This is a genomic window from Lacticaseibacillus sp. 22 (assembly GCF_055413445.1).
Window position 1 is genome coordinate 84,543 of the sequence record NZ_JBVAYD010000008.1, and the last position, 26,580, is coordinate 111,122.

Annotated in this window: 24 protein-coding genes and 1 tRNA gene; 24 read left to right on the forward strand and 1 reads right to left on the reverse strand. The window is 46.6% G+C overall.

Annotated features, from left to right (window positions below):
• Window positions 1–88 precede the first annotated feature (88 nt).
• The 24 genes from ACWP87_RS05855 (at window position 89) to ACWP87_RS05970 (ending at window position 25,195) form a co-directional block, all read left to right on the forward strand.
• Window positions 89–628 carry an HdeD family acid-resistance protein gene (locus ACWP87_RS05855; protein WP_014569370.1) on the forward strand — a complete coding sequence of 180 codons (540 nt, stop codon included), beginning with the start codon at window positions 89–91 and terminating at the stop codon, window positions 626–628.
• Between the two features lie 499 nt (window positions 629–1,127).
• Window positions 1,128–2,015: an RNase adapter RapZ gene (rapZ, locus tag ACWP87_RS05860; protein WP_005684522.1), complete on the forward strand. Its 888-nt coding sequence runs from the start codon at window positions 1,128–1,130 to the stop codon at window positions 2,013–2,015.
• Window positions 2,012–3,040, forward strand: coding sequence for a gluconeogenesis factor YvcK family protein (locus tag ACWP87_RS05865; protein ID WP_014569372.1), 1,029 nt, complete (start codon window positions 2,012–2,014; stop codon window positions 3,038–3,040). Before rapZ ends, ACWP87_RS05865 begins: the two co-directional genes overlap by 4 nt.
• Before the next feature lie 4 nt (window positions 3,041–3,044).
• On the forward strand, window positions 3,045–3,992 hold the full coding sequence (gene whiA, locus ACWP87_RS05870) for a DNA-binding protein WhiA (RefSeq protein WP_014569373.1): 948 nt from the start codon (window positions 3,045–3,047) through the stop codon (window positions 3,990–3,992).
• A 290-nt stretch (window positions 3,993–4,282) separates the two neighbouring features.
• Window positions 4,283–4,738: a MarR family winged helix-turn-helix transcriptional regulator gene (locus ACWP87_RS05875; protein WP_005684525.1), complete on the forward strand. Its 456-nt coding sequence runs from the start codon at window positions 4,283–4,285 to the stop codon at window positions 4,736–4,738.
• 119 nt (window positions 4,739–4,857) lie between these two features.
• On the forward strand, window positions 4,858–5,448 hold the full coding sequence (gene clpP, locus ACWP87_RS05880; protein WP_005684526.1) for an ATP-dependent Clp endopeptidase proteolytic subunit ClpP: 591 nt from the start codon (window positions 4,858–4,860) through the stop codon (window positions 5,446–5,448).
• 318 nt (window positions 5,449–5,766) lie between these two features.
• Window positions 5,767–5,838 (forward strand) — tRNA-Arg (locus ACWP87_RS05885).
• 805 nt (window positions 5,839–6,643) lie between these two features.
• Window positions 6,644–7,681, forward strand: coding sequence for a sugar-binding transcriptional regulator (locus ACWP87_RS05890; protein ID WP_005684527.1), 1,038 nt, complete (start codon window positions 6,644–6,646; stop codon window positions 7,679–7,681).
• A 36-nt stretch (window positions 7,682–7,717) separates the two neighbouring features.
• Window positions 7,718–8,740 carry a type I glyceraldehyde-3-phosphate dehydrogenase gene (gap, locus tag ACWP87_RS05895; protein ID WP_005684528.1) on the forward strand — a complete coding sequence of 341 codons (1,023 nt, stop codon included), beginning with the start codon at window positions 7,718–7,720 and terminating at the stop codon, window positions 8,738–8,740.
• A gap of 182 nt (window positions 8,741–8,922) precedes the next feature.
• Entirely contained in the window at window positions 8,923–10,113 is a 1,191-nt protein-coding gene (locus tag ACWP87_RS05900) for a phosphoglycerate kinase (protein ID WP_005684529.1), read from the forward strand.
• A gap of 77 nt (window positions 10,114–10,190) precedes the next feature.
• The gene (gene tpiA, locus ACWP87_RS05905; RefSeq protein WP_005684530.1) at window positions 10,191–10,946 is read left to right on the forward strand and encodes a triose-phosphate isomerase; all 756 of its coding nucleotides are present in this window, start codon (window positions 10,191–10,193) and stop codon (window positions 10,944–10,946) included.
• Between the two features lie 47 nt (window positions 10,947–10,993).
• On the forward strand, window positions 10,994–12,298 hold the full coding sequence (gene eno, locus ACWP87_RS05910) for a phosphopyruvate hydratase (protein ID WP_005684531.1): 1,305 nt from the start codon (window positions 10,994–10,996) through the stop codon (window positions 12,296–12,298).
• Window positions 12,299–12,466: 168 nt separating this feature from the next.
• Window positions 12,467–12,841 carry a hypothetical protein gene (locus ACWP87_RS05915; RefSeq protein WP_005715969.1) on the forward strand — a complete coding sequence of 125 codons (375 nt, stop codon included), beginning with the start codon at window positions 12,467–12,469 and terminating at the stop codon, window positions 12,839–12,841.
• 339 nt (window positions 12,842–13,180) lie between these two features.
• A complete protein-coding gene (locus ACWP87_RS05920; RefSeq protein ID WP_005713679.1) occupies window positions 13,181–14,761 on the forward strand; it encodes a ClC family H(+)/Cl(-) exchange transporter in 1,581 nt (526 codons plus the stop codon).
• A gap of 101 nt (window positions 14,762–14,862) precedes the next feature.
• Complete coding sequence (locus ACWP87_RS05925; protein WP_005684535.1) at window positions 14,863–15,231, forward strand: hypothetical protein; 369 nt, start codon at window positions 14,863–14,865, stop codon at window positions 15,229–15,231.
• Window positions 15,232–15,390: 159 nt separating this feature from the next.
• Window positions 15,391–15,627 carry a preprotein translocase subunit SecG gene (gene secG / locus ACWP87_RS05930; protein WP_005684536.1) on the forward strand — a complete coding sequence of 79 codons (237 nt, stop codon included), beginning with the start codon at window positions 15,391–15,393 and terminating at the stop codon, window positions 15,625–15,627.
• 175 nt (window positions 15,628–15,802) lie between these two features.
• Complete coding sequence (locus ACWP87_RS05935; RefSeq protein WP_014569374.1) at window positions 15,803–16,537, forward strand: alpha/beta hydrolase; 735 nt, start codon at window positions 15,803–15,805, stop codon at window positions 16,535–16,537.
• A gap of 1 nt (window position 16,538) precedes the next feature.
• A complete protein-coding gene (gene rnr / locus ACWP87_RS05940; RefSeq protein WP_014569375.1) occupies window positions 16,539–18,908 on the forward strand; it encodes a ribonuclease R in 2,370 nt (789 codons plus the stop codon).
• A gap of 36 nt (window positions 18,909–18,944) precedes the next feature.
• Window positions 18,945–19,418, forward strand: coding sequence for an SsrA-binding protein SmpB (gene smpB, locus ACWP87_RS05945; protein ID WP_014569376.1), 474 nt, complete (start codon window positions 18,945–18,947; stop codon window positions 19,416–19,418).
• A gap of 350 nt (window positions 19,419–19,768) precedes the next feature.
• Window positions 19,769–21,520: a glycoside hydrolase family 13 protein gene (locus ACWP87_RS05950; RefSeq protein ID WP_015764892.1), complete on the forward strand. Its 1,752-nt coding sequence runs from the start codon at window positions 19,769–19,771 to the stop codon at window positions 21,518–21,520.
• Between the two features lie 129 nt (window positions 21,521–21,649).
• A complete protein-coding gene (locus tag ACWP87_RS05955) occupies window positions 21,650–23,911 on the forward strand; it encodes a glycoside hydrolase family 65 protein (RefSeq protein ID WP_014569378.1) in 2,262 nt (753 codons plus the stop codon).
• Window positions 23,904–24,575, forward strand: coding sequence for a beta-phosphoglucomutase (pgmB, locus tag ACWP87_RS05960; RefSeq protein WP_014569379.1), 672 nt, complete (start codon window positions 23,904–23,906; stop codon window positions 24,573–24,575). The genes ACWP87_RS05955 and pgmB overlap by 8 nt, the downstream gene beginning before the upstream one ends.
• A gap of 139 nt (window positions 24,576–24,714) precedes the next feature.
• A complete protein-coding gene (locus ACWP87_RS05965; protein ID WP_005684545.1) occupies window positions 24,715–25,017 on the forward strand; it encodes a hypothetical protein in 303 nt (100 codons plus the stop codon).
• Window positions 25,007–25,195 (forward strand): helix-turn-helix transcriptional regulator, encoded by a 189-nt coding sequence (locus ACWP87_RS05970; protein WP_005684546.1) that lies wholly within the window; start codon window positions 25,007–25,009, stop codon window positions 25,193–25,195. Before ACWP87_RS05965 ends, ACWP87_RS05970 begins: the two co-directional genes overlap by 11 nt.
• A gap of 49 nt (window positions 25,196–25,244) precedes the next feature.
• Here ACWP87_RS05970 and ACWP87_RS05975 read toward each other — a convergent pair whose 3' ends face one another.
• A complete protein-coding gene (locus ACWP87_RS05975) occupies window positions 25,245–26,489 on the reverse strand; it encodes an MBL fold metallo-hydrolase (RefSeq protein WP_014569380.1) in 1,245 nt (414 codons plus the stop codon).
• Window positions 26,490–26,580 lie beyond the last annotated feature (91 nt).

A 26,580-nucleotide genomic window follows, 5' to 3' on the forward strand; every position in this document is an offset into this window, starting at 1 on the left:
TGGAAGTCAGTAAACAGCCACCTTAGACACTTTTTAAATTGCTTTTTGAAATGGTATGATTGAAACGATTAAGAAAGTAGGGAATTAAATGTTAAATCGAAAGAGTTTTGGTTTTGACTGGGGACAGTTTATCACTGGTATTTTATTCCTGATCGCTGCTTTTGTGGTTTTACGCTATCCGTTAGCCACTTTAAAAACCGTTACCTTTATTTTTGCGGTCGTGGCGATTATTCGTGGCATTGCGATTCTTGCCGGTTATTCCACCTTGCGCCAGTTTACAGGTAAGTTAGCGTGGATTTCCTTACTGATGGGGATTTTTGATCTCGTTATCGGGTTGGTTTTCCTGTTAAATGCCGGCTTTGGAATGGTAACGATTACCATGATGTTTGCAATTTGGTTCTTGGTTGATTCTGTCGGGTCATTATTTAACGTCGGCCATCTGCGCATTGCCGGTACCGGCTGGTTCATTTTATATTTGATCTTGGACATTCTGGCAGTGATTGTTTCACTGATGTTATTCATGCAGCCGGTTGTTGCAGCAGTCACCTTAGTCACACTGTTGGCAATGTTCTTCGTCTTATTCGGAATCGAATGTATCGTGATTGCGTTCGCCCGGCGGAATATTTAATGTTTCATTAGAACCTGATGACGTGGTGATCAAACCGTGGCATTGGGTTTTTTAGTAAGCGTGAGCCAGCCCGGTTAGAAACCGGAGTGTAAGCGGCCTTGGACGTGATGGTCGGGCTTTGACCATTGCGTCCAAGGTCCTTACACGTAGGTTTCTGGGCTGGCGAACGCGTTATGGGCGTAAGCTAGAATATAAGCGGCCTCAGGCGTGATGGCCAGTCTTTGGCCATTGCGCCTGAGGTCCTTACACGCAGATCCCTGCGCCGGGGAGCGCGTTATGGGCGTAAGCTAGAATATAAGTGGCCTCAAGTGTGATGGCCGGTCTTTGACCATTGCGCCCAAGGTCCTTACACGCAGACTTCTGCGCCGGGGAGCGCGTTATGGAGCGTGAAAGCCACCGACTCACGGATCGCACCGCTGCAAGAGAAAAGTATGAAGCAGTATGAATGACACGCCCGGAATGTTATACTGTATAGAATATGATCACAAAGGAGCCGTTTATGACTGAAAGTTTGGATCTTGTTATTATTACCGGAATGTCTGGCGCAGGTAAGACTGTCGCCATGCAAGCATTTGAGGATTTGGGGTACTTTTGCGTTGATAATATGCCACCTGCACTATTGCCTAAGTTTTGGGAATTGGTGAAAGAATCTGGCAAGATCTCAAAAGTTGCACTTGTCGTGGATCTGCGCAGTCGGGCTTTTTACGATCAAATCATCGATATGCTGGCAAATTTAGATAACAATGCATATGTTCATTCCCGAATTTTATTTTTGGATGCTACCGATGAAGAATTGGTATCCCGTTATAAAGAAACCCGCCGTTCCCATCCCCTGGCAATGGAAGGCCGGTTGATGGATGGCATTAAAAAGGAACGGGTGTTATTAACCGAGCTGCGTAATCGTGCGCAAGTGGTCATTGATACGACCACTTTAAGCCCGCGACAGTTACGCGAAAAAATCTTCCTGAACTTCAAAGAAAATAATAGCCAACCGGCGTTTCATATTGAAGTCATGTCCTTTGGTTTTAAGTACGGCTTACCGATTGATGCCGATATTGTGATGGATGTCCGGTTCTTGCCTAATCCGTTTTATATCAAGGCCTATCGCCCGAAAACCGGCTTGGATCCGGACGTTTATGATTATGTGATGGACAACGAAGACGCGGAAAGTTTTTACAATAAGTTTTACGCTTTGTTGGCCGAAATCATGCCTAAGTATAAGGCTGAAGGGAAAACCAGCGTGACCATTGCTATTGGCTGCACCGGGGGACAACATCGCAGCGTAGCGTTTGCAGAACGTATTGGCAAAGCCTTTTCCGATGCTTATGCGGTTGACATCACACATCGGGACATTAAGAAGCATAAGGAGACGGTGAATCGTTCATGAGTCGTGAAACTAAATTTATTCGGGTTATTCGCGGTCGGCGTCCTAAAGTTGTCGTGATTGGCGGAGGAACTGGCTTACCGGTGATTTTGCATAGTTTACATGAGCAAGATGCCGATGTGACAGCGATTGTGACGGTTGCCGATGATGGCGGTTCGTCAGGGAAGATTCGCAATTATATTAATGTGGTGCCGCCTGGTGATATTCGCAACGTTTTGGTTGCCTTATCGGAATTGCCGAGTTTGTATCTGGACATTTTTCAATATCGCTTTAATACGACTGATGCTTTTTTTGCCGGTCATGCGATTGGAAATTTGATTATTGCGGCTTTGTCAGAGATGAAAGGCGGCATTTTTCCGGCTGTGCAGCAGTTAAGCGAGATGATGCAGGTTGATGGGCATGTCTATCCCGCCAGCAATACGCCGCTGACCTTGAATGCCGAGTTTACTGACGGTACAAGGTTGTCCGGCGAGGCGGAAATAACCGCAGCCGGGAAGAACATTAAGCATATTTCCGTGTCCGAGACTGATCCGGCTAATGGTGAACCCAAAGCCGTCCAAGAAGTGATTGATGCGATCATGGATGCGGATGTGGTCGTGCTGGGACCAGGCAGTCTGTTTACCAGTATCTTGCCCAACTTGATGATTGGTAACCTTGGGGATGCGGTGAAAAAGACCAAGGCAGAAGTGATCTACATTGTTAATATCATGACGCAAAAAGGCGAAACCCAAAACTTTACCGATGCCGATCATGTTCGCGTCTTAAACGAGCAAATGGGGGAGAATTTTGTTGATACGGTGTTGGTCAATATTGAGCCGGTACCGGATAATTATTTGGATCACCAAAAATATAACGAAATTTTGACGCCGGTGAAGCATAATTATCAGGGACTACGGGATATGGGCTGTCGCGTCATTTCAGAAGATTTTTTGAAACTGCGCGATCGTGGCGTTTTCCATGATGGTGATAAGGTGGCCAAGGAGATTTTGAACTTAGCCTTTCAAGTAAGTGCCAAAACGCGGAGGTGAGCGCATGGCAAGCTTTGCCAGTATTGTGAAAAAAGAACTGACGCAACTGGAAGTTCATCCTGAGCATGCTAAGGCGGAGCTGTCGGCATTGATTCGAATGAACGGCAGTCTAACGTTGATGGCACATCGGTTTGTGTTGAACATTCAAACGGAGAATCCCGCCATTGCGCGGCGTATTTATAGTCTGATTCGCCAAGTGTACCATCACGAAGCCAACTTGGTCGTTCATCGAAAAATGAAGCTTAAGAAGAATTACCAATATATTGTTCGATTGACAGAAGGCGTCAATGATATTCTGTCTGACCTGGCTATTTTGGATTCAACCACGATGGCCATTTCAACGACTGTGCCAGCCAGCGTTTTAAAGGAACCACAACGCATGCGCTCGTATTTGCGCGGCGCCTTTTTGGCAAGTGGCTCGGTGAATAACCCGGAAACATCGCGCTATCATCTGGAAATCTATTCATTATATGCCGATCACAACGCAGGTATTTTAAAAATGATGAATCATTTTCATCTGAATGCGCGGACCGTTGAACGTCGCAGCGGCTATATCGTTTATCTAAAAGAAGCGGAAAAGATTGCCGATTTTTTGCAGGTCATTGGCGCTACCAATGCGATGCTTAAATTTGAAGATATTCGCATCGTGCGCGATATGCGGAATTCCGTTAATCGGCTGGTGAATTGCGAAACGGCTAATATGAACAAAACCATTGATGCTGCTCAAAAACAGATCGAGAACATTAATTATCTTAAAGATCATGTCGGTTTAGATAATTTGCCAACTAAATTACGCGAAATTGCAGTGTTGCGGTTGGCGCATCCGGATGTGTCCTTACAAGAATTAGGGGCAATGGTTCCTGGAGGTACGATTTCGAAGTCGGGGGTCAATCATCGGTTGCGCAAGTTGAACCAAATTGCTGAGGGATATCAACAACCAGAAGATGCTTAAGCCGAATCGATCATATAAAACCGTTAATGCCCGATTGACCGGTAAAATAATACCTTTGTTTCCTCAAGATAATCGTGTACAATGTAACCGACACCAAGCGTTATGGTGTGTGTTTTTGTAGGCAAAATATGTGCCGGTTTAGTTTAAATTCACGGACATAACGCCACACATTTTGTCAAAGCAACTTTACTCACGCATGGCAGCGATTGCCGATTATTTTCGACGATATCCGGAATGTTGGATGCGACAAAGTTTGATAGTTTTTGCTTCAATTTTTAGGAGGAAACATCATGGTCAAACCGATTACATTAGATGAACAACTGTGTTTTGCAATTTACAAGGCACAAAAACAATATAACCATTTTTACGCGCAGGCATTGGCACCGTTTAAGCTGACTTATCCGCAATATATCACCCTGTTGTCTTTATATGAACACGGTACGATGTCGGTTAAACAAGTCGGACAAACGCTTGAACTGGACAGTGGTACCTTAACGCCATTGATGAAACGGCTGGAGAAAGACGGTTGGATCAATCGCAAACGCTCAACTGAAGACGAGCGCCGAGTTGATGTGAGCCTGACGAAAAAGGCTTTGGATGCCCGCGATCAGATTTTTGAACATGTTGGCTCGTGCATGAAACTAATGAATCTGCCGCAGTCCGAATATGATCATATTAAATCCGAAGTAGCGCGGGTGGACGAACATTTGAGTGCTATCGCTGATAATGCCTATCCCGAAGCATAAATCTTCCCAATAAGGTCAAAGATTGTGATGAAAATCTTTGACCTTATTTGACTTTAGCAGTATACTTAGCACTGTACTTTAAAGAGTGCTAAAAAACGATTTTTTCAGGAGGTTAGGACATGCTAGTACCTACCGTCGTTGAACAAACTAGTCGTGGCGAACGCGCTTACGACATTTACTCACGTCTATTAAAAGACCGGATTATCATGTTGTCCGGTGAAGTGAACGATCAAATGGCCAACTCTGTCATTGCACAGCTGCTTTTTCTGGATGCTCAGGATTCTGAAAAGGATATCTACCTATACATCAATAGTCCTGGTGGCGTGATCACCAGCGGTCTGGCAATGCTAGATACGATGAACTTCATCAAGTCCGATGTGCAGACCATTGCAATTGGGATGGCGGCATCCATGGCCTCCGTCTTATTGGCTGGTGGCACTAAAGGCAAGCGGTTTGCATTACCGAACTCGACCATTCTGATTCATCAGCCTTCAGGTGGTGCGCAAGGTCAGCAAACCGAAATTGAAATTGCGGCCGAAGAAATTTTGAAGACTCGCAAGAAGATGAACCAGATTTTGGCCGATGCAACTGGTCAAACGGTTGAGCAAATCAAGAAGGACACCGAACGTGATCACTATATGAGCGCGCAGGAAGCCAAAGATTATGGCTTGATTGATGATATTTTGGTCAATAAGAACAACCAAAAGTAAGTTTAAAGCGTTTAAACCCACCGACCTTCATTAGGCGGTGGGTTTTTGTTTGGCATAAAAGCGTTTGTAGGTTTGACAGCAGGGGCCTTTTTGGACGTTGAGCACGTACATTAACGGTGTAAGATTGAGATGTCGGGTTTCTATGTATAATTGTGACATGTTCAGAATTGCTTTCAGGCCAACTCCTTTGTTTATAGGCAGCAACCTATGTAAAGGTATGAATGCTAATGGCCTAAGTCTTGGCATCGCCTCCAAAGTCGTTCATTCCAAAAAAGACTTGCAAAGTTCTGATTGATTGAGTAATATAATTAAGTACTTGCGCGGTTAGTGTAATGGATCGCACGTGAGATTCCGGTTCTCGAAATCCGGGTTCGACTCCCGGGCTGCGCAGAAACCCAGTCAAATGGGAAAAGCTAGGAACAGTAAAAGCCCGCTACGGTGGGCTTTTTGTTTGCCGGAAAAGTAGGGAAAACGAATTTATGTGCAATTTTATGTGCAATGGACCTAAAAAAGCGTCTAAAAAATTGGTTATTGCACATGATTGCACACACATAGCTGAATCGACTATGGTACAAGCAATACGGCGGACACAGTGATTTAAAAACCTAATTGGTAGCGTATGGGTTGCGGCTGACTCAATAATTTGAGCTGGAATTAAACATGGAGTGGGAAGACTGGAAGACTCCTTAATTTAGTGAAATATCTGGTGGCACCCGTTATGCGATTACAAACAGGCTTAGCGGGCTTTGTCAGTAACAAGATAGTTCTTCATGAAAGCCGACCAACAAATACTTAATTTACAAGTGAAAATTGCTCAAAACAGAACATGTCTCGGTGAAAGAAGCGCGTGTTAGGTATATTCGGGAGCCTGAAACAGTCACACAGAAACTGCATGAAAATTTCATTAGAACCCACCCGAAACCTGCGTTATCAAAAGGCCGATTCAGGGTCATCGGGAAAGCTAAAAACCGAACACTTGAAGAATTTTCGAATTAGATGTTCAAACTTAGCGGGTTTTGTGATTACTTTAAGTCGATTTAGGCATCAGACTTGCGATAAAGCGGAACCCCTGCTACAATTGGTTCTGTTGGTAAGGGAAAACAGCAAATGTTGGATTCCTAATTTTTTTCAGCTTGCTGGGTCGGAAAACGACTCGGAGGGACGTGGAATGACCCATTAAAGAAGGACGTGCCTTATGCATACTGAACTTGCGTGGCTCAAAGCGATCGCGCCTGATCTGATGGGCGTTGTCACTAAACGCTATCAGGTCCTTCAATTTATTAACTGGATGGCACCAGTTGGTCGACGAACTTTAGCCGAACAGATGAAGATTTCGGAACGTGCTTTGCGTACGGAAACGGATTTTTTACGCGGACAAGGGCTTTTGGAAAGCTCTAAGTCCGGGATGGTGTTAACAGCTAAGGGGTTGGAAACTTTTCATGGTCTCGATCATCTGATGAACCAACTACTGGGCATCAAGGATGATGAAAAACGACTCGCAACTCATTTGGAGATTGACCATTGTCTGGTCGTTTCCGGAGATGCGGATCAAAGCAGCCGAGTTTTAGACGAACTTGGTAAAACGCTGAATTCAACCTTACAATTGCTGTTGCCGCCCGGTCACCTGACAATTGCGGTGATGGGCGGTACAACGATGGCTCATTTGGCTTCGCAGTTGACGTTTCAATTATCTGCCGGCCGTGAACTATCATTTGTTCCCGCACGTGGCGGTCTCGGTGAGGCTGTCACGATTCAAGCCAACTCGATTGCGGCTGCAATGGCAGAAGCAACCGATAGCAAATACCGAGCGTTATATGTTCCTGAAAACCTCAGCTCGGAATCCTACGAGTCATTGATTAAAGAGCCATCGGTAAAAGAGGTTTTAACACTTATCGATAAAGCCCAAGTCGTGATTCATAGCGTAGGTGATGCACTTGTTATGGCGAAACGCCGTGGCATGTCACCTGATACGATCCGCATGTTGAAAGCCAAACATGCCGTTGCCGAAGCATTTGGTGTTTTCTATGATGCAGAGGGCAAGGTCGTTTACAAGATACCGCAAATCGGATTACAACTTGCGGATCTTGATCATATTCCGTATGTCTTCGCAGTTGCGGCTGGTAAAAGTAAAGCCAAGGCAATTGCGGCGTACATGCAACATGCACCGAGTCGGACGTGGCTGTTAACAGATGTCGGTGCCACAAACTCGATTTTAACTGGGGCAACCCGTTAGAATAAAACCTTATTTCCTAAAGGAGGAAATTTTAGCATGACTGTTAAGATTGGTATTAATGGTTTTGGCCGTATCGGTCGTTTGGCATTCCGTCGTATTTACGAATTGGGTGCAAAGAGCAATGACATCCAGGTTGTTGCGATCAACGATTTGACCAGCCCAACCATGCTGGCTCACTTGCTGAAGTATGATTCAACCCACGGTACTTTCCCTGGTGAAGTTAGTGCAACCGATAACGGTATTGTCGTTGACGGTAAAGAATACCGTGTCTACGCAGAACCGCAAGCCCAGAACATTCCTTGGGTTAAGAACGACGGCGTTGACTACGTTCTTGAATGCACAGGCTTCTATACTTCTGCTGAAAAGTCACAAGCTCACTTGGATGCAGGCGCAAAGCGTGTTCTGATTTCTGCCCCAGCTGGCAAGATTAAGACTATCGTTTATAACGTTAATGATGACACCTTGAATGCAGACGACAAGATCGTTTCTGCAGGTTCTTGCACGACCAACTGCTTGGCACCAATGGCTTACTTCCTGAACCAGGAATTCGGCATTGAAGTTGGTACCATGACCACCGTTCATGCCTACACCTCAACTCAGATGTTGCTTGACGGCCCAGTTCGTGGCGGCAACCTGCGTGCTGCACGTTCAGCAGCTGCTAACACGATTCCTCACAGCACTGGTGCTGCTAAGGCTATCGGTTTGGTTATCCCAGAATTGAACGGCAAGTTACAGGGTCATGCACAGCGTGTTTCTGTTGTTGACGGTTCCTTGACCGAATTGGTTTCCATCTTGAAGACCAAGAACGTTACGGCTGACCAAGTCAACGAAGCTATCAAGAAGCACACCGAAAACAACCCTAGCTTTGGCTGGAACGAAGACGAAATCGTATCTTCCGATGTTATCGGTACGACATACGGTTCAATCTTCGATCCTACTCAGACCGAAGTTACAACTGCCGGTGACTATCAATTAGTTAAGACGGTTGCTTGGTACGATAACGAATATGGCTTTACTTGCCAGATGATCCGTACCTTGCTGAAATTTGCTACTCTCTAATCCGGAGTAACGCTTTTCTAACCGCAACATCCGAAGCGGAGGGAGCTTTACTCCCTCCGCTTTTTTTGGAAAGACCATTAAAAGGTGCTTTTATCAGTGTCGCTTTGGCCTTTGTAAACGAGATGTTGATTGTAAGCTTAATTGAAGCATCATCTTTAGGAAAATGAAGGAGGTCATATCTTTTGGCTAAATTAATCGTTTCAGATTTAGACGTTAAAGACAAAAAAGTCTTGATTCGCGTTGACTTCAACGTGCCGATCAAAGACGGCGTTATCGGTGATGACAATCGGATCGTGGCAGCATTGCCAACCATCCAATATGTCATTGATCACGGCGGCAAGGCAATTCTGCTGTCTCACCTTGGCCGGGTTAAGACCGAAGAAGATAAGGCAAAGCTGACCTTGAAGCCTGTTGCAGAACGCCTTAGTGAATTGCTGAAGAAGCCAGTGACATTTGTACCAGCTACCCGTGGTAAAGAATTGGAAGACGCGATCGCAAAGTTAAATGACGGCGACGTACTTTTGATGGAAAATACGCGGTTTGAAGATCTTGACGGTAAAAAAGAATCCGGCAACGATCCTGAACTCGGCAAGTACTGGGCAAGCTTAGGCGACTTGTTTGTCAATGATGCCTTTGGTACCGCTCACCGTAAGCATGCTTCTAACGTTGGTATTGCCTCCAACATGAAACAAACTGCTGCCGGCTTCTTGATGGAAAAAGAAATCAAGTTCTTGGGTGACGCTGTGGACAATCCAAAGCATCCATTCATCGCAATTTTGGGCGGTGCTAAGGTTTCCGATAAGATCGGTGTGATTGAAAACCTGGTTCCTAAAGCTGACAAGATTCTCATCGGCGGCGGCATGACTTATACCTTCTATGCTGCCAAGGGTATGAGCATCGGTAATTCACTGGTTGAAAAGGACAAGATCGACTTAGCTAAGAAGATCATGGACCAAGCCGGTGACAAGCTGCTTTTGCCTGTTGATTCTGTGGTTGCCCCAGAATTTTCTAACGATGCACCGCATAAGGTTGTTGAAGGCGACATTCCGGATGGCTACATGGCGTTGGATATTGGCCCTAAGACGATTCAGGAATTCAAGGATGCACTTAAGGGTGCCAAGACGGTTGTCTGGAACGGCCCAATGGGTGTCTTTGAAATGAGTAACTATGCTGAAGGTACACTTGAAGTTGGTCGTGCTCTTGGTGATTTGAAGGATGCAACTACGATCATCGGTGGCGGCGACTCAACAGCTGCAGCTAAGCAACTTGGCATTGCACCTAAGATTACCCACATCTCCACTGGTGGCGGTGCTAGCCTTGAATACCTTGAAGGCAAGACCTTACCAGGTATTGCAGCCATTTCTGACAAGTAATTGTTAGTGATGCTGATCTAACAGTCGTTATCGACATGCAAGATGCATGTCGGTACATAATGAAAGGAAGCTATGTCATGCGGACACCATTCATTGCTGGTAACTGGAAAATGAATAAGAATCCTAAGGAGACGCAAGCCTTCTTAGATGCTGTTAAGGGTAAGTTACCTGATGCAAGCAAAGTTGAAACAGTCATTGGCGCACCTGCCATTGATCTAACGACGCTGGTTGCCGGTGCAGAAGGTACTCCTTTGAAGACAGCGGCGGAAAACTGCTACTTTGAAGACGAAGGTGCTTTTACCGGCGAAACCAGCCCGAAAGCCTTAAAAGAAATGGGCGTTGATTACGTCATTATCGGTCACAGTGAACGTCGCGGTTATTTCCACGAAACCGACGAAGATATCAACAAGAAGGCTAAGGCCATCTTTAAGAACAATCTTTTGCCGATTATCTGCTGTGGTGAAAGTTTGGCTCAGCGTGAAGCCGGTCAAACCGAAGATTGGGTTGCTTCTCAAATCGAAGCAGCTTTGGCAGGCTTAAGTGCCGACCAAGTTAAGGTTTCGGTTTTGGCTTACGAACCAATCTGGGCTATCGGCACTGGTAAAACAGCAACTGCAGATCAAGCACAAGAAGTTGTTGCTCACATCCGTGCAACCGTTGAGAAGTTGTATAATAAAGATACGGCAGATGCTGTTCGGATTCTTTACGGCGGCTCTGTTAAACCAGCGAACGTCAAGGAATTAATGGCTAAGCCTGATATTGATGGTGGCTTAGTTGGTGGCGCTTCGATGGATCCTGACAGTTTCATCGCCTTGGCTAACTACCAAGATTAATCTGGTTTCAATATTAAACAGCCTTCTGGCAAAAAGGAGAAGAATATATGTCTATCATTACTGATGTATTGGCACGCGAAGTTTTAGACTCACGTGGCAACCCTACTGTTGAAGTTGAATTGTATACCGAAGATGGCGGTTTCGGCCGCGCATTAGTTCCATCAGGTGCTTCAACCGGTGAACATGAAGCCGTTGAATTGCGTGATGGCGATAAGGATCGTTTTGGCGGCAAGGGTGTTTTGAAGGCCGTTGACCACGTAAACAATGAAATTGCTAAGGCTGTGATTGGCCTTGACGTCACCGAACAACGCTTGATTGACCAAACCATGATCGATCTTGATGGCACGCCTAATAAAGGCAAGCTCGGTGCCAATGCGATCTTGGGTGTTTCCTTGGCTGCTGCCCGTGCTGCGGCTGATGAAGTTGGTCTGCCATTGTATCAATATCTTGGCGGCCCGAATGCTCATGTTTTGCCAACGCCAATGATGAACGTTCTTAATGGTGGTGCACATTCAACTAACACCGTTGACTTCCAGGAATTCATGATCATGCCTGTTGGTGCCAAGAGTGTTCGTGAAGCCGTTCGGATGGGTTCAGAAACCTTCCACGCATTGCAGGCACTGCTCAAGAGCAAGGGTGACATCACTGCTGTTGGTGATGAAGGCGGCTTTGCACCTAACTTGAAGGATAACGAAGAAGCTTTCGAATTGCTTGTTGAAGCGATCAAGAAAGCTGGCTACAAGCCGGGTGATGACATTGCTTTAGCCTTCGACGTTGCTGCTTCAGAAATGTACGATGCTGATACCAAGACGTACACAACCAAGTGGTCCAACCCAGACAAGAAGTACACAACCGAAGAATGGACCAACATGATTGACGGCTACATTAACAAGTATCCGATCGTTTCTGTTGAAGATCCAATCGATGAAAACGACTGGGAAGGTTGGCAGACATTCACCGAGAAGATGGGCGACAAAGTCCAAATCGTTGGTGATGACCTGTTTGTTACCAACACCGATTACCTGAAGAAGGGTATTGACATGGGTGTTGCTAACTCCATCCTGATCAAGTTGAACCAAATCGGTACATTGACAGAAACCTTCGAAGCAATCGAAATGGCCAAAGAAGCTGGTTACACGGCTGTTGTTTCACATCGTTCCGGTGAAACCGAAGATACCACGATTGCTGACTTGGTTGTTGCAACTAACGCCGGTGAAATCAAGACTGGTTCAATGAGCCGGACTGACCGGATTGCCAAGTACAATCAGTTGATGCGCATCGAAGATCAATTAGGTGCTCAATCACAATACAAGGGTCGCAAGTCCTTCTACAACGTTAAAGCAATTGACTAATTAACGCTTGACGTTAACATGAAAAGCACGTCACTTCAAATGGTGGCGTGTTTTTTCTATTCTTAGCTTAAGCAAAAGATGAACTTGCTCACGCGTTGTGACTGAGAACTGTGTGGTGCCGGTGCAAGTACCTATGTCTGAGCATTACTAAAACGAATGGAGGCAATGATGAGAAAGTTTTTTGCAATTTTTGCTTGGCTTGAGATTATTTTAGGCCTAGCCATGCTGTGGATGACCTTTGATGTTGGATTGCGAGCTACAGGACCTTTTTTCGGCGCCTTAATCGTCTTAATTGGCATCGTATTGCTATATGGCTTATTGATCTATGCGCTTGTCGGGTGGTTTATTGATCGGCAACATTGGCCGTGGTATGTGGTAACACTAGTCGTTACCTTGATCTATAACGTGTTAGCGTGGTCTTTCCCTAAAATCATGGTGCAACGCTGGGCTACGTATCCTTTTCCGATGTTGACGCTGATACTCGGTTGTTTGATGGCGTGGATTGCTTGGCGTGAGCAGAGCGTAACGCACAAGTCGGTGTAGAAACCGGGCTGGTTCACGCTTTCCAAAACGCGTTCACCGGCGCAGTAGTCTTGCGTGTAAGGGTCTCGAACGCAATTGGCCAAAGCCCGGCCATCACGCCCAAGGCCGCTTACACTCCGATCCCTAGGCGCGCTGGTTCAGGCTTTCCAAAACGCGTTCGCAGTCGCAGCAATCTACGTGTAAGGACCTCAAGCCTCAATGGCCAAAGCCCAGCCATTGAGGCTTGAGGCCACTTACACTCCGATTGCTAAGCGCTCCTGCTCACGCTCTAAAAATGATGTTTTTCACGTTTCCCTCAAAGGGTTATACTAAATAAATGTTGGCATGGAGGGAAGCATTTTGGCACGAACGGTAAAAGAAAAAGAAAAATTTGATATCACCCGGCTGCGGTTTGTCTTGCTGGGATTGCTTGTAGGTTTAATGACCGGAACAGTTGTCAGTGCGTTTCGTTATTGTATTGAAGTTGGCTTACGCGCCAGTCGTCAGGTGTACGGTTATTTGCGCGTAACACCGTTTGTTTGGTGGCATTGGGCGTTGTTAATCGGCTTTAACCTAGTGCTTGCTGGTATTGTTGCGTGGCTGCTTAAAAAGGAACCGTATATTTCTGGCTCAGGGATCCCACAGGTAGAAGGACAACTTGCCGGTGAGTTGGAAATGAATTGGTGGTCGATTCTTTGGCGCAAGTTTGTCGGCGGGGTTTTGGCGCTTGCTCCCGGTTTGTTTCTTGGACGTGAAGGGCCTTCGATTCAGTTAGGTGCATCAGTCGGGCAAGGCTTGGCAGGCGGGTTTAAACTGCGCGGCACTGATCGACGGTTGCTGATTGCATCTGGATCGGCTGCTGGTTTGGCGGCGGCGTTTAATGCACCGATTGCCGGTACCTTGTTTGTGCTAGAAGAGGTTTATCATAACTTCTCGCCACTGGTTTGGCTGACTGCCTTGGCCGGGGCGATTGGTTCGGACTTTATTTCGTTAAATGTGTTTGGACTAGTGCCGGTCTTGCATTTGAGTTATTCGCGCAGTTTACCGGTTACGAGTTACTGGCATTTGATTTTATTAGGGATTTTGTTAGGTTTGCTGGGTTATTTGTATCAGCGAGTGTTACTAGCCATGCCCCGTTGGTATCAGCGATTGACACACTTGCCGCGTGCAATCCAAGGTGTTGTCCCATTTGTGCTCTTAATGGCGGTCGGTTACTTCACACCGAATCTTCTTGGTGGTGGTAATAGTTTGATTGTTGGTTTTGGCCAATATGTGCCATCACTTCTGGTGTTATTGGGTATTTTTGTGATTCGCTTTATCTTTTCCATGATTTCTTACGGTTCAGGGTTACCCGGCGGTATTTTTCTACCTATTTTGTCACTGGGGGCGGTGATTGGCGCGGTTTATGGCGTGGTGATGAATCAGCTAGGGTTATTGCCGCATGTTTATATCATGAATTTGATTATTTTCTCGATGGCCGGGTACTTTGCCGGTATCGGGAAGGCGCCGTTTACGGCAATCTTGTTAGTAACCGAGATGGTGGGCAACTTAACGCATCTCATGCCCCTTGCTGTTTTATCACTGACTGCGTATCTGGTGGTTGATCTGCTTGGTGGGGCACCGATTTATGAAGCCTTGCTGGAACAGATGACGATTCCTAAAACCGTCGCTCAACTGCACCGGCCTGATCGTTTGGAAATTCCGGTATTCGTTGGTAGTTCGTTAAATGGCAAACTGGTTCGTGACATGCCTTGGCCAAAAGAAGCCTTGCTCATCGGCATTCGGCGTGGCGAGCGTGAAGTTATTCCTCATGGGGACACGTTGATCCGTGAAGGCGATACATTGGTATTGTTGACGGATGAGGCACAACGAGCACGAGTAAAGCGCCGAATAGATGCTTTTTCAGCAGCCTTGGCAACCGCGCATAAGTCTGAACCATAGTCAATTAGGGCGGAGCTTTTTCAAGTTGGTTTAGTCATTTCAGGCGTATACTTGTACCTAGCAAAGACGTACCGACTTGCAATAGAAAGGTTTTGATTAGTATGAAAAAACTTCGCATTGTATATGCAATTGTCAGTATTTTCTTAGGCCTGTTTTATTCAATCGGCGGAGAACTAGGTTTGCTTACGTCATCTGGTAGTGGCGTTGCGAGCTTTCTGGTGCCATTTTTGTTGGGCTTTGTTGCTAATTGGGGCATGATTGCGTTGGTCATTGCAGGATTAATTGTTGATAAGCAGATGCGCTGGTGGTATCTGGGGTATCCGGCTTTGATGGGAATTAACATTGGCCTGAACCTGATATTACCGTTGCAGCTTGCTGATCAGGCGAGTTATTTGGCTCCTTTTCTTGTTGCGATTATTGGCGGATATATGTTGTATCGAACGGTTAAGCAACGTCCTGATGCCGCTTAAATCTTTCGTCAGTGTACATGATTTTGTCAGGTTTGAAGTGTAAATGGCGGTTAAAATATCCGGCTGACGGCTATAAGAACAAAATCGGGTAAAATTCGCCTTTGCCTTGCTTTTATGCTAAACTACTAAAGTGAGATTTTTCGCAAGGGAGGCAGCAACTTGCAAAGTTTATTGACCACATTATTAGTGATCGATTCGGTTTTGATCGTGATCGCAACTTTAATGCAACCAAGCAAACAACAGGACGCGTTAAGCGCATTGTCCGGTGGAGCAACAGATCTTTTTGGGAAGACGAAATCGCGCGGTTTTGAAGCGTTTATGGAGAAAGTCACCGTCGTACTGGGTGTCATTTTCTTTGGGCTTGCCATCGCGCTGGTTTATCTGGAAGCCCACTAAAACAAAGTCTCCTGGAACATTCAGGAGACTTTTTTTGCAGAGTACATAAAATCTGCAGTATGCTGACATAACCATTTAATTTAAGCTCTTTATGTCGGGCAGGGCAACAGGCAGTTATCGGTTGGCGGTCTTTTAGGATTGCTTACTAATCGATTGTCACGAAGGATGATTGATCATGATTTTCCGCAAACCACAACCATTCGAATATGAAGGTACCGATACTGGCGTGGTATTGTTACATGCATACACGGGTAGCCCCAATGATATGAATTTTATGGCGCGGGCCTTGCAGCGAGCCGGTTATGGGGTTTATGTTCCGCTTTTTTCCGGGCATGGGACAGTGGAGCCGTTAGATATTTTGACAAAAGGCAACCCGGATATTTGGTGGGCAGAAAGTAGTGCCGCGGTTGCGCATATGACCGCAAAATACGCCAAGGTGTATGTTTTTGGCTTATCACTGGGAGGTATTTTCGCGATGAAGGCGCTAGAAACCTTGCCAGGGATTACAGCAGGCGGTGTTTTTTCATCCCCGATTTTGCCGGGCAAACATCACTTAGTACCGGGTTTTTTAAAGTATGCCAAGTATATGAATCGGTTAGCAGGCAAATCAGATGAAAGCACACAGATTCTGGCATATTTGCCGGGACAGTTGGCCGCAATCGATCAGTTTGCCACGACGGTTGCTGCTGATTTAAATTTAGTCAAACAGCCGACTTTTATTGGACAAGCCGGTCAGGATGAATTAGTTGATGGTCGATTAGCGTATCAATTACGCGATGCCTTAATCAATGCTGCACGCGTTGATTTTCATTGGTATGATGATGCCAAGCATGTCATTACCGTTAACTCGGCCCATCACGCATTAGAAGAAGACGTAATCGCATTTATGCAACAAGAAAACGAGGGATAGCATGACCACAGTTGGCCATATTCGTAATGAACTATTAGCAACATTTCGTAAGAATCCGAACATTGATTATTCGGTTCAAACACTCAGTCGCGCACTTAAGTTAAGTGAAGGCGGCGATTTTAAAGTACTCGTCCAGGCGTTAAACGGTATGGAAAATGATAACCTGATTCACGCCAATCACGAAGGACGTTATGCATTGGGCGGCGCGCCTAAAGTCTTGACCGGCACTTTCCGCGGCAACGAAAAAGGCTTTGGCTTCGTGGCAGTTGAGGGCTTGGACAATGATGTTTATGTACCGGCGATGAACACCGATTTTGCGCTTGATGGCGATACCGTTGAAGTGCGGATCGTTCGTGAAGCCCGTCCCAATGATAGTCGCGGACCTGAAGGCGAAATCACTAAGATTGTGCAGCGCAGTTTAACCACACTGGTTGGTGAATTCAAACCATTTTCCGATAAAGATCGGGCTAAGTCTGGATTTATCGGAATGGTGGTTAGTCATGAAAAGAAACTGAAGAATTTTCCGGTTTATGTTAAAGATACCGGTAATATTCCGCAACTCGGCGATATGACGGTGACGGAGATTACTGAATTTCCAACCGAATATCATCCCAAGTTGATGTATGGGATCGTTGTCGAGACGTTAGGCAACAAGAATGATCCTGGCGTTGATATTATGTCACTGGTCATGCAAAACCATATCAAAACGGAATTTCCGGATGAAGTGATGGATCAGACCAATGCCATTCCCGATCATGTTACGCCAGAAGAACGAGTTGGTCGCAAAGATATTACCGATCAGGCTGTTGTCACGATTGACGGGGATGACAGTAAAGACTTTGACGATGCCGTGGTGGTTTGGAAATTACCAAATGGAAACTTCCATCTTGGGGTTCACATTGCCGATGTTTCGCATTATGTGACGGAAGGCTCTGCGTTGGATCAAGAAGCATTTGATCGTGGTACCAGTACGTACTTGGTTGATCGCGTCATTCCAATGCTGCCATTTCGACTATCCAATGGCATTTGTTCGTTAAATCCAGGCGTGGATCGATTGGCAATGTCGTGTGATATGGAAATCGATCATGATGGTCATGTCGTAAACCACGAGATTTATCAAAGTGTGATCAAGAGTCATGCCCGGATGACCTACAACAATGTGAATAAAATCGTGACCGATTACGACCCGGAAGTCATGGCCGAATATCAAGAACTGGTACCCATGTTTGAAGACATGGTTGAATTGCATCAGATCTTGTATAAAATGCGTCATGCTCGCGGTGCCATTGATTTTGAAGAAAACGAAGCCAAAATCATTGTGGATGATATGGGTCATCCAACTGACATTGTGTTGCGCGAACGCGGCGTTTCAGAACGCATGATTGAATCCTTCATGTTGGCAGCAAATGAAACCGTGGCTGAGCACTACAACAAGCAGCATTTACCATTTCTCTATCGAGTACATGAAACCCCGGATGCAGATCGCGTCAAGGAATTCATGGAGTTCATTGCCAGTTTCGGGATCACGGTACCGATGAAAAAGGGTAAAGAGATCACTCCTAAACAACTGCAAGATGTTGTGACCGATGTAACTGGCACGCCAGAAGAAGCCATGGTCAATGTTAAATTATTGCGGAGCTTGAAACAGGCCCGGTACTCACCAGATCCGCTGGGGCATTTTGGCTTAGCGGCAAAATACTATTGTCACTTCACAAGCCCGATCCGGCGTTACCCTGACTTGGTTGTGCACCGCTTGATTCGGGATTACGCGCTGGAAGGCACTACCGATGACGTGAAGACGTCTTGGAATAAGAAGCTGCCTGATATTGCGACCCAAGCATCGATGGCCGAACGTCGCAGCATTGATGCCGAGCGTGCCGTTGATGACCTGAAGAAAGCTGAATACATGGCTGATAAGGTTGGCGAAGAATTTGATGCCGTTGTCAGTGGCGTCACGAGCTTCGGTATGTTTGTGGCACTGCCAAATACTGTTGAAGGCTTGGTTCACATCACACGAATGAGCGATGATTACTATTCGTTTGTCGAAAGTCAAATGGCCTTAGTCGGTGAACGTACCAAGCGGACTTATCGAATCGGGCAATCGTTGCGGGTGAAATTAGACAATGTGGACATCGATCAGCGGCAAGTTGACTTTTCACTGATTCCAGACGAAAAAACGCCAACCAGCGATTTAGGCAAGTTGGTTAAAAAAGATGATCGCCGTGATCGACGCTCAAATGGCAGTCGCCCGAGCTTCGGTAACAATGGTCGTGGTGGCAATCGTAATCAGCCCAATAATCAACGACCACATAAGCCAGCAGGTGCGCCTCATCAAGGTAAACATTATAACGCCAAGCGCGGGACTAAGTAACGCTGGCAACTTTTAAATATACGAGGGGATGGTTCAATGGCGAAGAAACATCGACAAAAACCTGACAACCTGCTCGCCCAGAATAAAAAGGCCGGTCATGATTACAACATTCTTGATACCTATGAGGCTGGTATTGCTTTGACAGGTACCGAGATTAAATCTGTGCGCGATGGCAAGCTCAATTTGCGTGATGGCTTTGCCCGTATTCGCAACAACGAGGCTTGGCTTGAAAATGTGCGTATCAGTCCTTACAAAGAAGGCAATTTGTTTAACGTTGATCCGATGCGTAACCGTAAACTGTTGCTGCATAAAAAAGAAATTCGCAAGCTCGGTCAAATGACGGCGCGCCAAGGAGTTACTTTGGTTCCGTTGCGGATGTATCTTAAACACGGTTATGCCAAAGTGTTGATCGGCGTTGCGGAAGGTAAGCACAACTATGATAAGCGCGAAACCTTGAAGCGTAAGGATCAAGAGCGTGAGGTTCAGCGGGCATTAAAAGCTCGGTATTAATAAAATTTGCGCCAGCATGAAGCCTGTTTGGCAGATGAGTGTTGGTGTAACACAAATAGGCATTAGCGGTCAGAGATGACGCTGATGCCTATTTATTTTGTCCTGAGCGTGGCAGCCTCATTCAATGATCAAGGTCATCGGGCCCTGACACCTTGTATGATGCCCTATGATGAATCGCCAATAGACTTTTGTGATTGTAGCCTAAATGACATTAAACGATGATCAGTTAAGCGGAGGGTAAACACGCTGATGCGAATTGTTTGAGCGCCTGATATGAAGGCGGTATGATCGCTGTATAGATACTGTTTTTTGGCAGGATTTTGTTACTTATGAAGAAAGAAGGGCGGATTATGAACTTAGCTGCTTTGTTGCATCGCCCGGAAAGTGAAGATTGTTTTTTATATACGGATGAGGCAATGCGTGTGCGATTTCACACGGCACGTGCCGATGTTGCGAAGGTGACGGTTCTGTATGGCGATCCTTATTGGCAACTGCCTGATGCAGATGGCACTAATAAGTTGATTTATCAGCGCCGGTCGATGCATTTGATAGGTCACGGGCAAACTAGGGATCACTGGGAGGTGACACTCGAAGCTCCTTATCACCGCCTGCAATATTTATTTGAGGTTACCGGCCAAGATGGCGCTGTGTGGTTGTATGGTGATCGCGGCGTTCGAGAAAATCACGCGGCAGCACGACATAAGGCGGAAAACTATTTTCGGATGCCGTATTTTCATGCAATTGATCGGGTTAAAACGCCTGATTGGGTTAAACAGACAGTTTGGTACCAGATTTTTCCAGAACGCTTTGCCAACGGGGATCCCGATAATGATCCGATTGGAACCAAGCCGTGGCGGCCAACGGATCATCCCGGGCGCGAGGATTATTACGGCGGTGATTTACAAGGGGTATTGGACCACCTTGACGATTTACAGGCGCTTGGTATCAATGGGCTGTATTTTTGCCCGATTTTCACGGCTGCTTCCAATCACAAGTACGATACGATTGATTATTTGAATGTGGACCCCGCGTTTGGCGATAAACTTTTGTTCGCGAAATTGATTCAGGCGGCTCACCAACGCGGGATGCGAGTCATGCTTGACGCGGTGTTCAATCATATGGGCTTTGGCAGTATGCAGTGGCAAGATGTTTTACGCAACGGAGAAGCATCGCGGTTTGCGTCTTGGTTTCACATCTATCAAACACCAGTCACACCGTTTCACAATCCTCTCAAGAATGCCGGCCAACCGCAGTATGATACCTTTGCATTTGAAGAAAAGATGCCTAAATTGAACACTGCCAATCCTGAAGTTCAAGAATATTTATTAACAGTTGCCACTTACTGGATCAAGATATTTGATATTGATGCGTGGCGGTTAGATGTTGCCAATGAAGTCGATCATCATTTCTGGAAAAGGTTTTACGCCACGGTAACCGCGATTAAGCCGGACTTTTATGTGTTAGGTGAAGTCTGGCATCGCGCGCAGCCATGGTTAAACGGGGATGAATTTTCCGGGGTCATGAACTATCCCTTCACGCAGCAGATTGAGGATCACTTTTTCAAGCGAACATTGACCGCTGAAGAAATGGTGGCGCTGTTAACCGATCAACTCATGTACTATCGCGATCAAACCAATCAGGTCATGTTGAACATGCTGGATTCGCATGATACACCGCGCATCCTGACGCTGGCGCATGGTGATGAAGCCCTGGCACTGCAGGCGTTGACGTTTACCTTTATGCAGACTGGTGCGCCATGCTTGTATTATGGTACCGAGATGGGCATGTCGGGTGGCGATGATCCGGATGACCGCAAGCCGATGGACTGGAGCAAACTTGGCAGCCCGATTTGGAAAAAGGTGGTGGAGCTGGTACACTTTCGCCGGGAACACGCACAGACATTAGGCCAAGGCAGTACGAGGATGTCGGTGACTGCGGCCGGCCTGATAAAAGTGACCCGCCATGGCGATGAAATGTTGACGGCTTACTTTAATACGCAGGATCATGGAGCAGCCGTTGATGGCAGTGCTGTTTTGGCGCAAGGTTTTACGAATGGCAAGTTGTCGCCAAAAGGATTTATGGTACAAGTGGGTAACCAGTGAGGAGCATCAGGGTTTGTGTATGAAACGAGACCTACCTGTGCAAAGGGCTACGTGCCATAACGCGCTTACCGGTACAGGTTTCTACTCGCGCCAGTAAGCGTTTATTTTCTTTTAGTGGGGGGATTAAAAGTGAAGCGATTATTCGAAGTCGATCCTTGGTTAGTGGCAACACATCGTTTAGAGACGACAGATCGCCGGCTGCAAGAGAGTATCACCGCGGTAGGCAATGGTTATATGGGCCTGCGCGGGAATTTTGAGGAAGGCTACAGCGGCGATGGTTTGCAGGGGACGTATTTAGGCGGCGTCTGGTTTCCGGATAAAACGCGCGTTGGTTGGTGGAAGAACGGTTATCCCGAGTATTTTGGCAAGGTGATTAATGCACCTAGTTTTCTGGGGATTGGGATAACGGTTAATGGTCAACAGGTGGACTTAGCCAAAAGCCATTACCGCGACTTTTATCTGGCATTGGATCTGCATCAAGGGCTGTTGACACGGCGGTTTGTTTATATCGGCGCTGATGTGGAAGTTCAGTTTGAGTTTGCCCGCTTTTTAAGCCAGACGATACCAGAGGCGGCTTTGATCACCGTGAATGCAACCGTTTTAAAAGGAACCGCCACGATCACTTTTGACGCTACCTTAGATGGGCGGGTGACAAATGAAGACAGCAACTATGATGAGCGGTTTTGGGTGGCGCAGCATGAGGATGCAACGGCTAAAAGCATTCAACTGCAAACAAAACCGAATCCATACGCTGTCCCGCAGTTCACCGTATTACTTAAGCAACAATTACGCGTGAATGGGCAGGCAATTGTCGGCAAAGTCACAACTGCTAGTGGGTGGCTTCAGGAGCAGGTCACAACGCATTTAACAACAGGCGAGCACTATCAGCTGGAAAAAGATGTGGTGGTCGTGACAAGTCGTGATATTGCCCCTGACGATCAAGCCACAAAAGCTACCCAGCTGATGAACCGAGTCGTCAAGGATGATTTCAAGACCCATTTAGCAGCTCACACGCAACGTTGGGCTCAGCGCTGGGCTAAAAGTGATGTCGTCATTGATGGTGATCCGGCCGCGCAGCAAGGGATTCGGTTTAACATCGCGCAATTATTTATGACCTACTATGGTGAAGATAAACGCCTCAATATCGGGCCAAAGGGATTTACCGGTGAAAAATATGGCGGTGCGACTTATTGGGACACCGAAGCTTTTATCGTGCCGATGTATTTAGCCGTGACCCCGCCGGAAGTGACCCGCGCGCTGCTGCAGTATCGGCATGATCAGTTACCGGGTGCTTATCACAATGCGCGTCAGCAAGGCTTGGCCGGCGCGTTATATCCCATGGTGACGTTTAACGGGATTGAATGTCACAACGAATGGGAGATTACTTTTGAAGAAATTCATCGAAATGCGGCGATTGCATTTGCAATTTATCAATATACGGCTTATACCGGCGACGAAAGCTATGTGAACCACGATGGGCTCGAAGTATTGGTCGGCATTGCCCGCTTTTGGGCTGATCGGGTGCACTTTAGCCAGCACGCCCAAAAGTATATGATTCACGGGGTCACTGGCCCTAATGAGTACGAAAATAACGTCAATAACAATTGGTACACCAATACCATGGCTGTGTGGGAGTTGCAGTATACGCTGGCACAGTTACCTAAAGGCGATCCTGATATTGTGGCGGCATTGGCAGTAACAGATCAGGAAAAGCGGCATTGGCAGGCGATTATTGACCAGATGTATTATCCCACTGACAAGAAATTGGGAATTTTTGTGCAACAAGACGGCTTTTTAGATAAGGATATACGGCCGGCAAGTACGATTCCGGAAACACAGCGCCCGATTAATCAGCATTGGTCATGGGATCGAATTTTGCGTTCACCGTTTATTAAGCAGGCCGATGTTTTACAAGGATTGTATTTTTTAAACGACCGGTTTTCGCACGCGGAAAAAGAACGGAATTTTGATTTCTATGAGCCCTTAACCGTCCATGAAAGCTCACTTAGTCCGTCCATTCACGCTATTTTGGCGGCGGAACTTGGCAAAATGGATACGGCCGTTGCCTTGTATGCGCGTACGGCCCGGCTCGATCTGGATGATTATAATCACGATACTCAAGATGGGTTGCATATTACATCCATGAGCGGGAGTTGGCTTGCGATTGTTCAAGGATTTGCCGGTATGCGCTATGACCATGACCGTTTGCGCTTTCGGCCACAATTGCCGAAAAATTGGCAGCGGTATCAATTTAAGCTGACTTATCGTGGTCGGCTGTTAGCAGTTGACGTTGGCCAAAAAGTAACGGTCACATTACTTGCTGGCCCGCCGATCGATCTTGATATCAATGGCGAAACGCAGCACTTGGAGGTGGAGGATGACCATGCTTAAGGGATTCATTTTTGATTTGGATGGGGTTTTAACCGACACAGCCACTTATCATCTGGCCGCTTGGCACGAACTGGCGCAGCGCCTCGGCATTCACTTGCCAGCTGCAGCCGATACGGCGTTGCGCGGCCGCTCGCGGATGGACTCGCTGAATCTGATCCTGCGTTATGGTCATCAAGAAAATGACTACGATGAGGCACAAAAAGCCGCCTTAGCCGCAGAAAAGAATCAGCGTTACCAAACGTTCATTCAATCACTGACGTCTGCGGATATTTTACCGGGAATACCATCACTGTTGAAAAATGCCAAGCAGCAGGGGTTAAAATTGGCGATTGCCTCGGCGTCCAAAAATGCTCCGTTGATTTTACGGCGGTTGGGATTATTCGCGCAATTCGATGCGATTGTCGATCCGCAAAGTCTACACCATGGCAAACCGGATCCGGAAATTTATCGCGCGGCGCAGGAATTGCTGAAGTTGCAAGCCGACGAGGTCATTAGTTTTGAAGACGCACCGGTTGGCATCGCGGCGATTAAAGCAGCCGGCCAGTTTGCAGTCGGCATCGGGGAGGCTTCGGCATTGGCGGCGGCCGATTATTTGGTTAGCAATACAGCCCAGCTTGATTACGATCAAATTGTCGCGGCGTTTGAGCGGTATCATGCGCGGTAATCAGCAACGTCACGCTAAGTTGATACGGATATTGATAGGTCAAAAATCATGTGCTGAAAAGTAAAAACATTTTGACATTTCTTTCGCTGGCGTTATACTAATCATGTCAAAAGGATTTGACATTTAAGGGGTGAGAGCCATGAAGAAAATGGATGAAATGGAGCGGAATTTTGCCGATCACTCGATAAGAATTGCTTACATGATGATGTTTCTAATGTTATGGTCAAGTGCGGTTTTTCAGCATATTCGTACAGGAGCGTGGAATTTCGATTTCTTTGTGGTTAACGTGGTGACGGTTGTTCAAATTGCCAGCTATGAGTGGTTCAAACACCGAGCTGATTCAACTGACAAGGAGCCGGGACGAGTTTTGTACATGACCATCGCAGGGGTGGCGATTGTTCTTGCTGTTGGCGTGCTCGCCTTGATGCGTCATGGAAAATAAGATTCGCACCCTTAGAACCCAGCAGCACCTGACGCAACAGGAATTAGCTGATGCAGTCAATGTTACGCGGCAAACGATCAATGCCATCGAAAACAATAAGTATGATCCCACGTTGTCCTTAGCATTTGCGTTAGCCAGGCAGTTACAGACAACCGTTGATCATCTCTTTCAAAGTTAAAAGCAGGCTGTCCACGTCAACAACGTGAATAGCCTGCTTTTTAGATAGATCAATCATCATCTTCTCCGAGCGCATCGAAGTCATAATAAAGATCACGTTCGGGTAAGACAACATCTGCATTTGTTTCCGCGTCAATCGCCTCAGCTTCACGTTCCGGGTGAAAGCTATGCCACGGCACGATCACCCGGGGGTTCACTTCTTTAGCCAACGTGATTAAGTCTTCGCGAGTTGCATGGCCGGAAGCATTCATAAACTGCAAAGGAATTTGATGGTCCGCCAACCAATCCTTCAGCTGAGCAAACCGCGGATCGTAATCCCCCAAAGGTTCACCGTTACTGTGTACATAAGCGCTGATTGGTAAGTCTGCCAACCGCTCAAGGTGCGCGTAACTATTTTGCAGAACATATTGTTGAGGCGCCTGTGCAAGGTCAGTTAACTGGATTGTTTTGCCAAGAATCGCATCAGGCTGCTGGTTGGTCATTGCAGTTAAAATTGCCGCTTCGTTAGGCTCCCACACCAACTGACGCCCACTTGCATGCGCTGAAGCTTGGAAGGCTGCCATCCGCTCATAATTGCGATTGTAAGGGTTGATGACGACCAGCTGTGGGCTGTCAGTTAGCAATTGCCGGAATTTGGTTTGCAGGCTCATTTCGGTCAGTGGCACACTTGGATGATCCTGATCTTCAACCGGTGTCGGTGTATCAAACGAAAAGCTAGTGCCTTCAAGCATGAAGAGACTGATCTTTTCAGCATTGAAACGGCTAGCCCAGGCGTGCACACGATCAGCATGCGGGCCATTGAGGCGAACGTCCCCGGAATGGGCAAAGCGGCGCGCACCATCATCAATCAACAGCGCCATCACCCCGGGTTCATCGTGATCGCTGTGAAATCCGGTTACTGTCAAATCGCCAATTGCCAGTGGCGTTTCAAAGGCTAAGGAATGGAGATTGGCAACCGGTTTTTCGATGCCTAAGCGAATGAGCACCTGATAGAGGCGATAGGATGGTTCAGAAAGATAGATCGGAATGTTTTTCTGCAAATATTGTAAGGCACCCATATGATCAATATGCAGGTGCGAGATGAAGATGGCTTCATTGGTAAACGAATCCGGTTGATCGAAAAAAAGTTCCGGGACATGCGGTAGTTTGCCGTTATCAATGGCCGAGGCAACCGTTTCATGGCTTAAATCAGCTGCAACCCCAAAATCCATGATGACCCGGCTGGTTTTGGTGGCAAATTCGACAATGTTGCCACCAATGGTATTGAGACCGTTTAAAAAGCGAATCGTCGTCACAATAATTTCCTCCAATGTCTCTCGTTGGCATTCGCGAGAACATTAAATCGTACCCCGGATATGCGTGAAAAGCAACTATTAAAGTGAACCC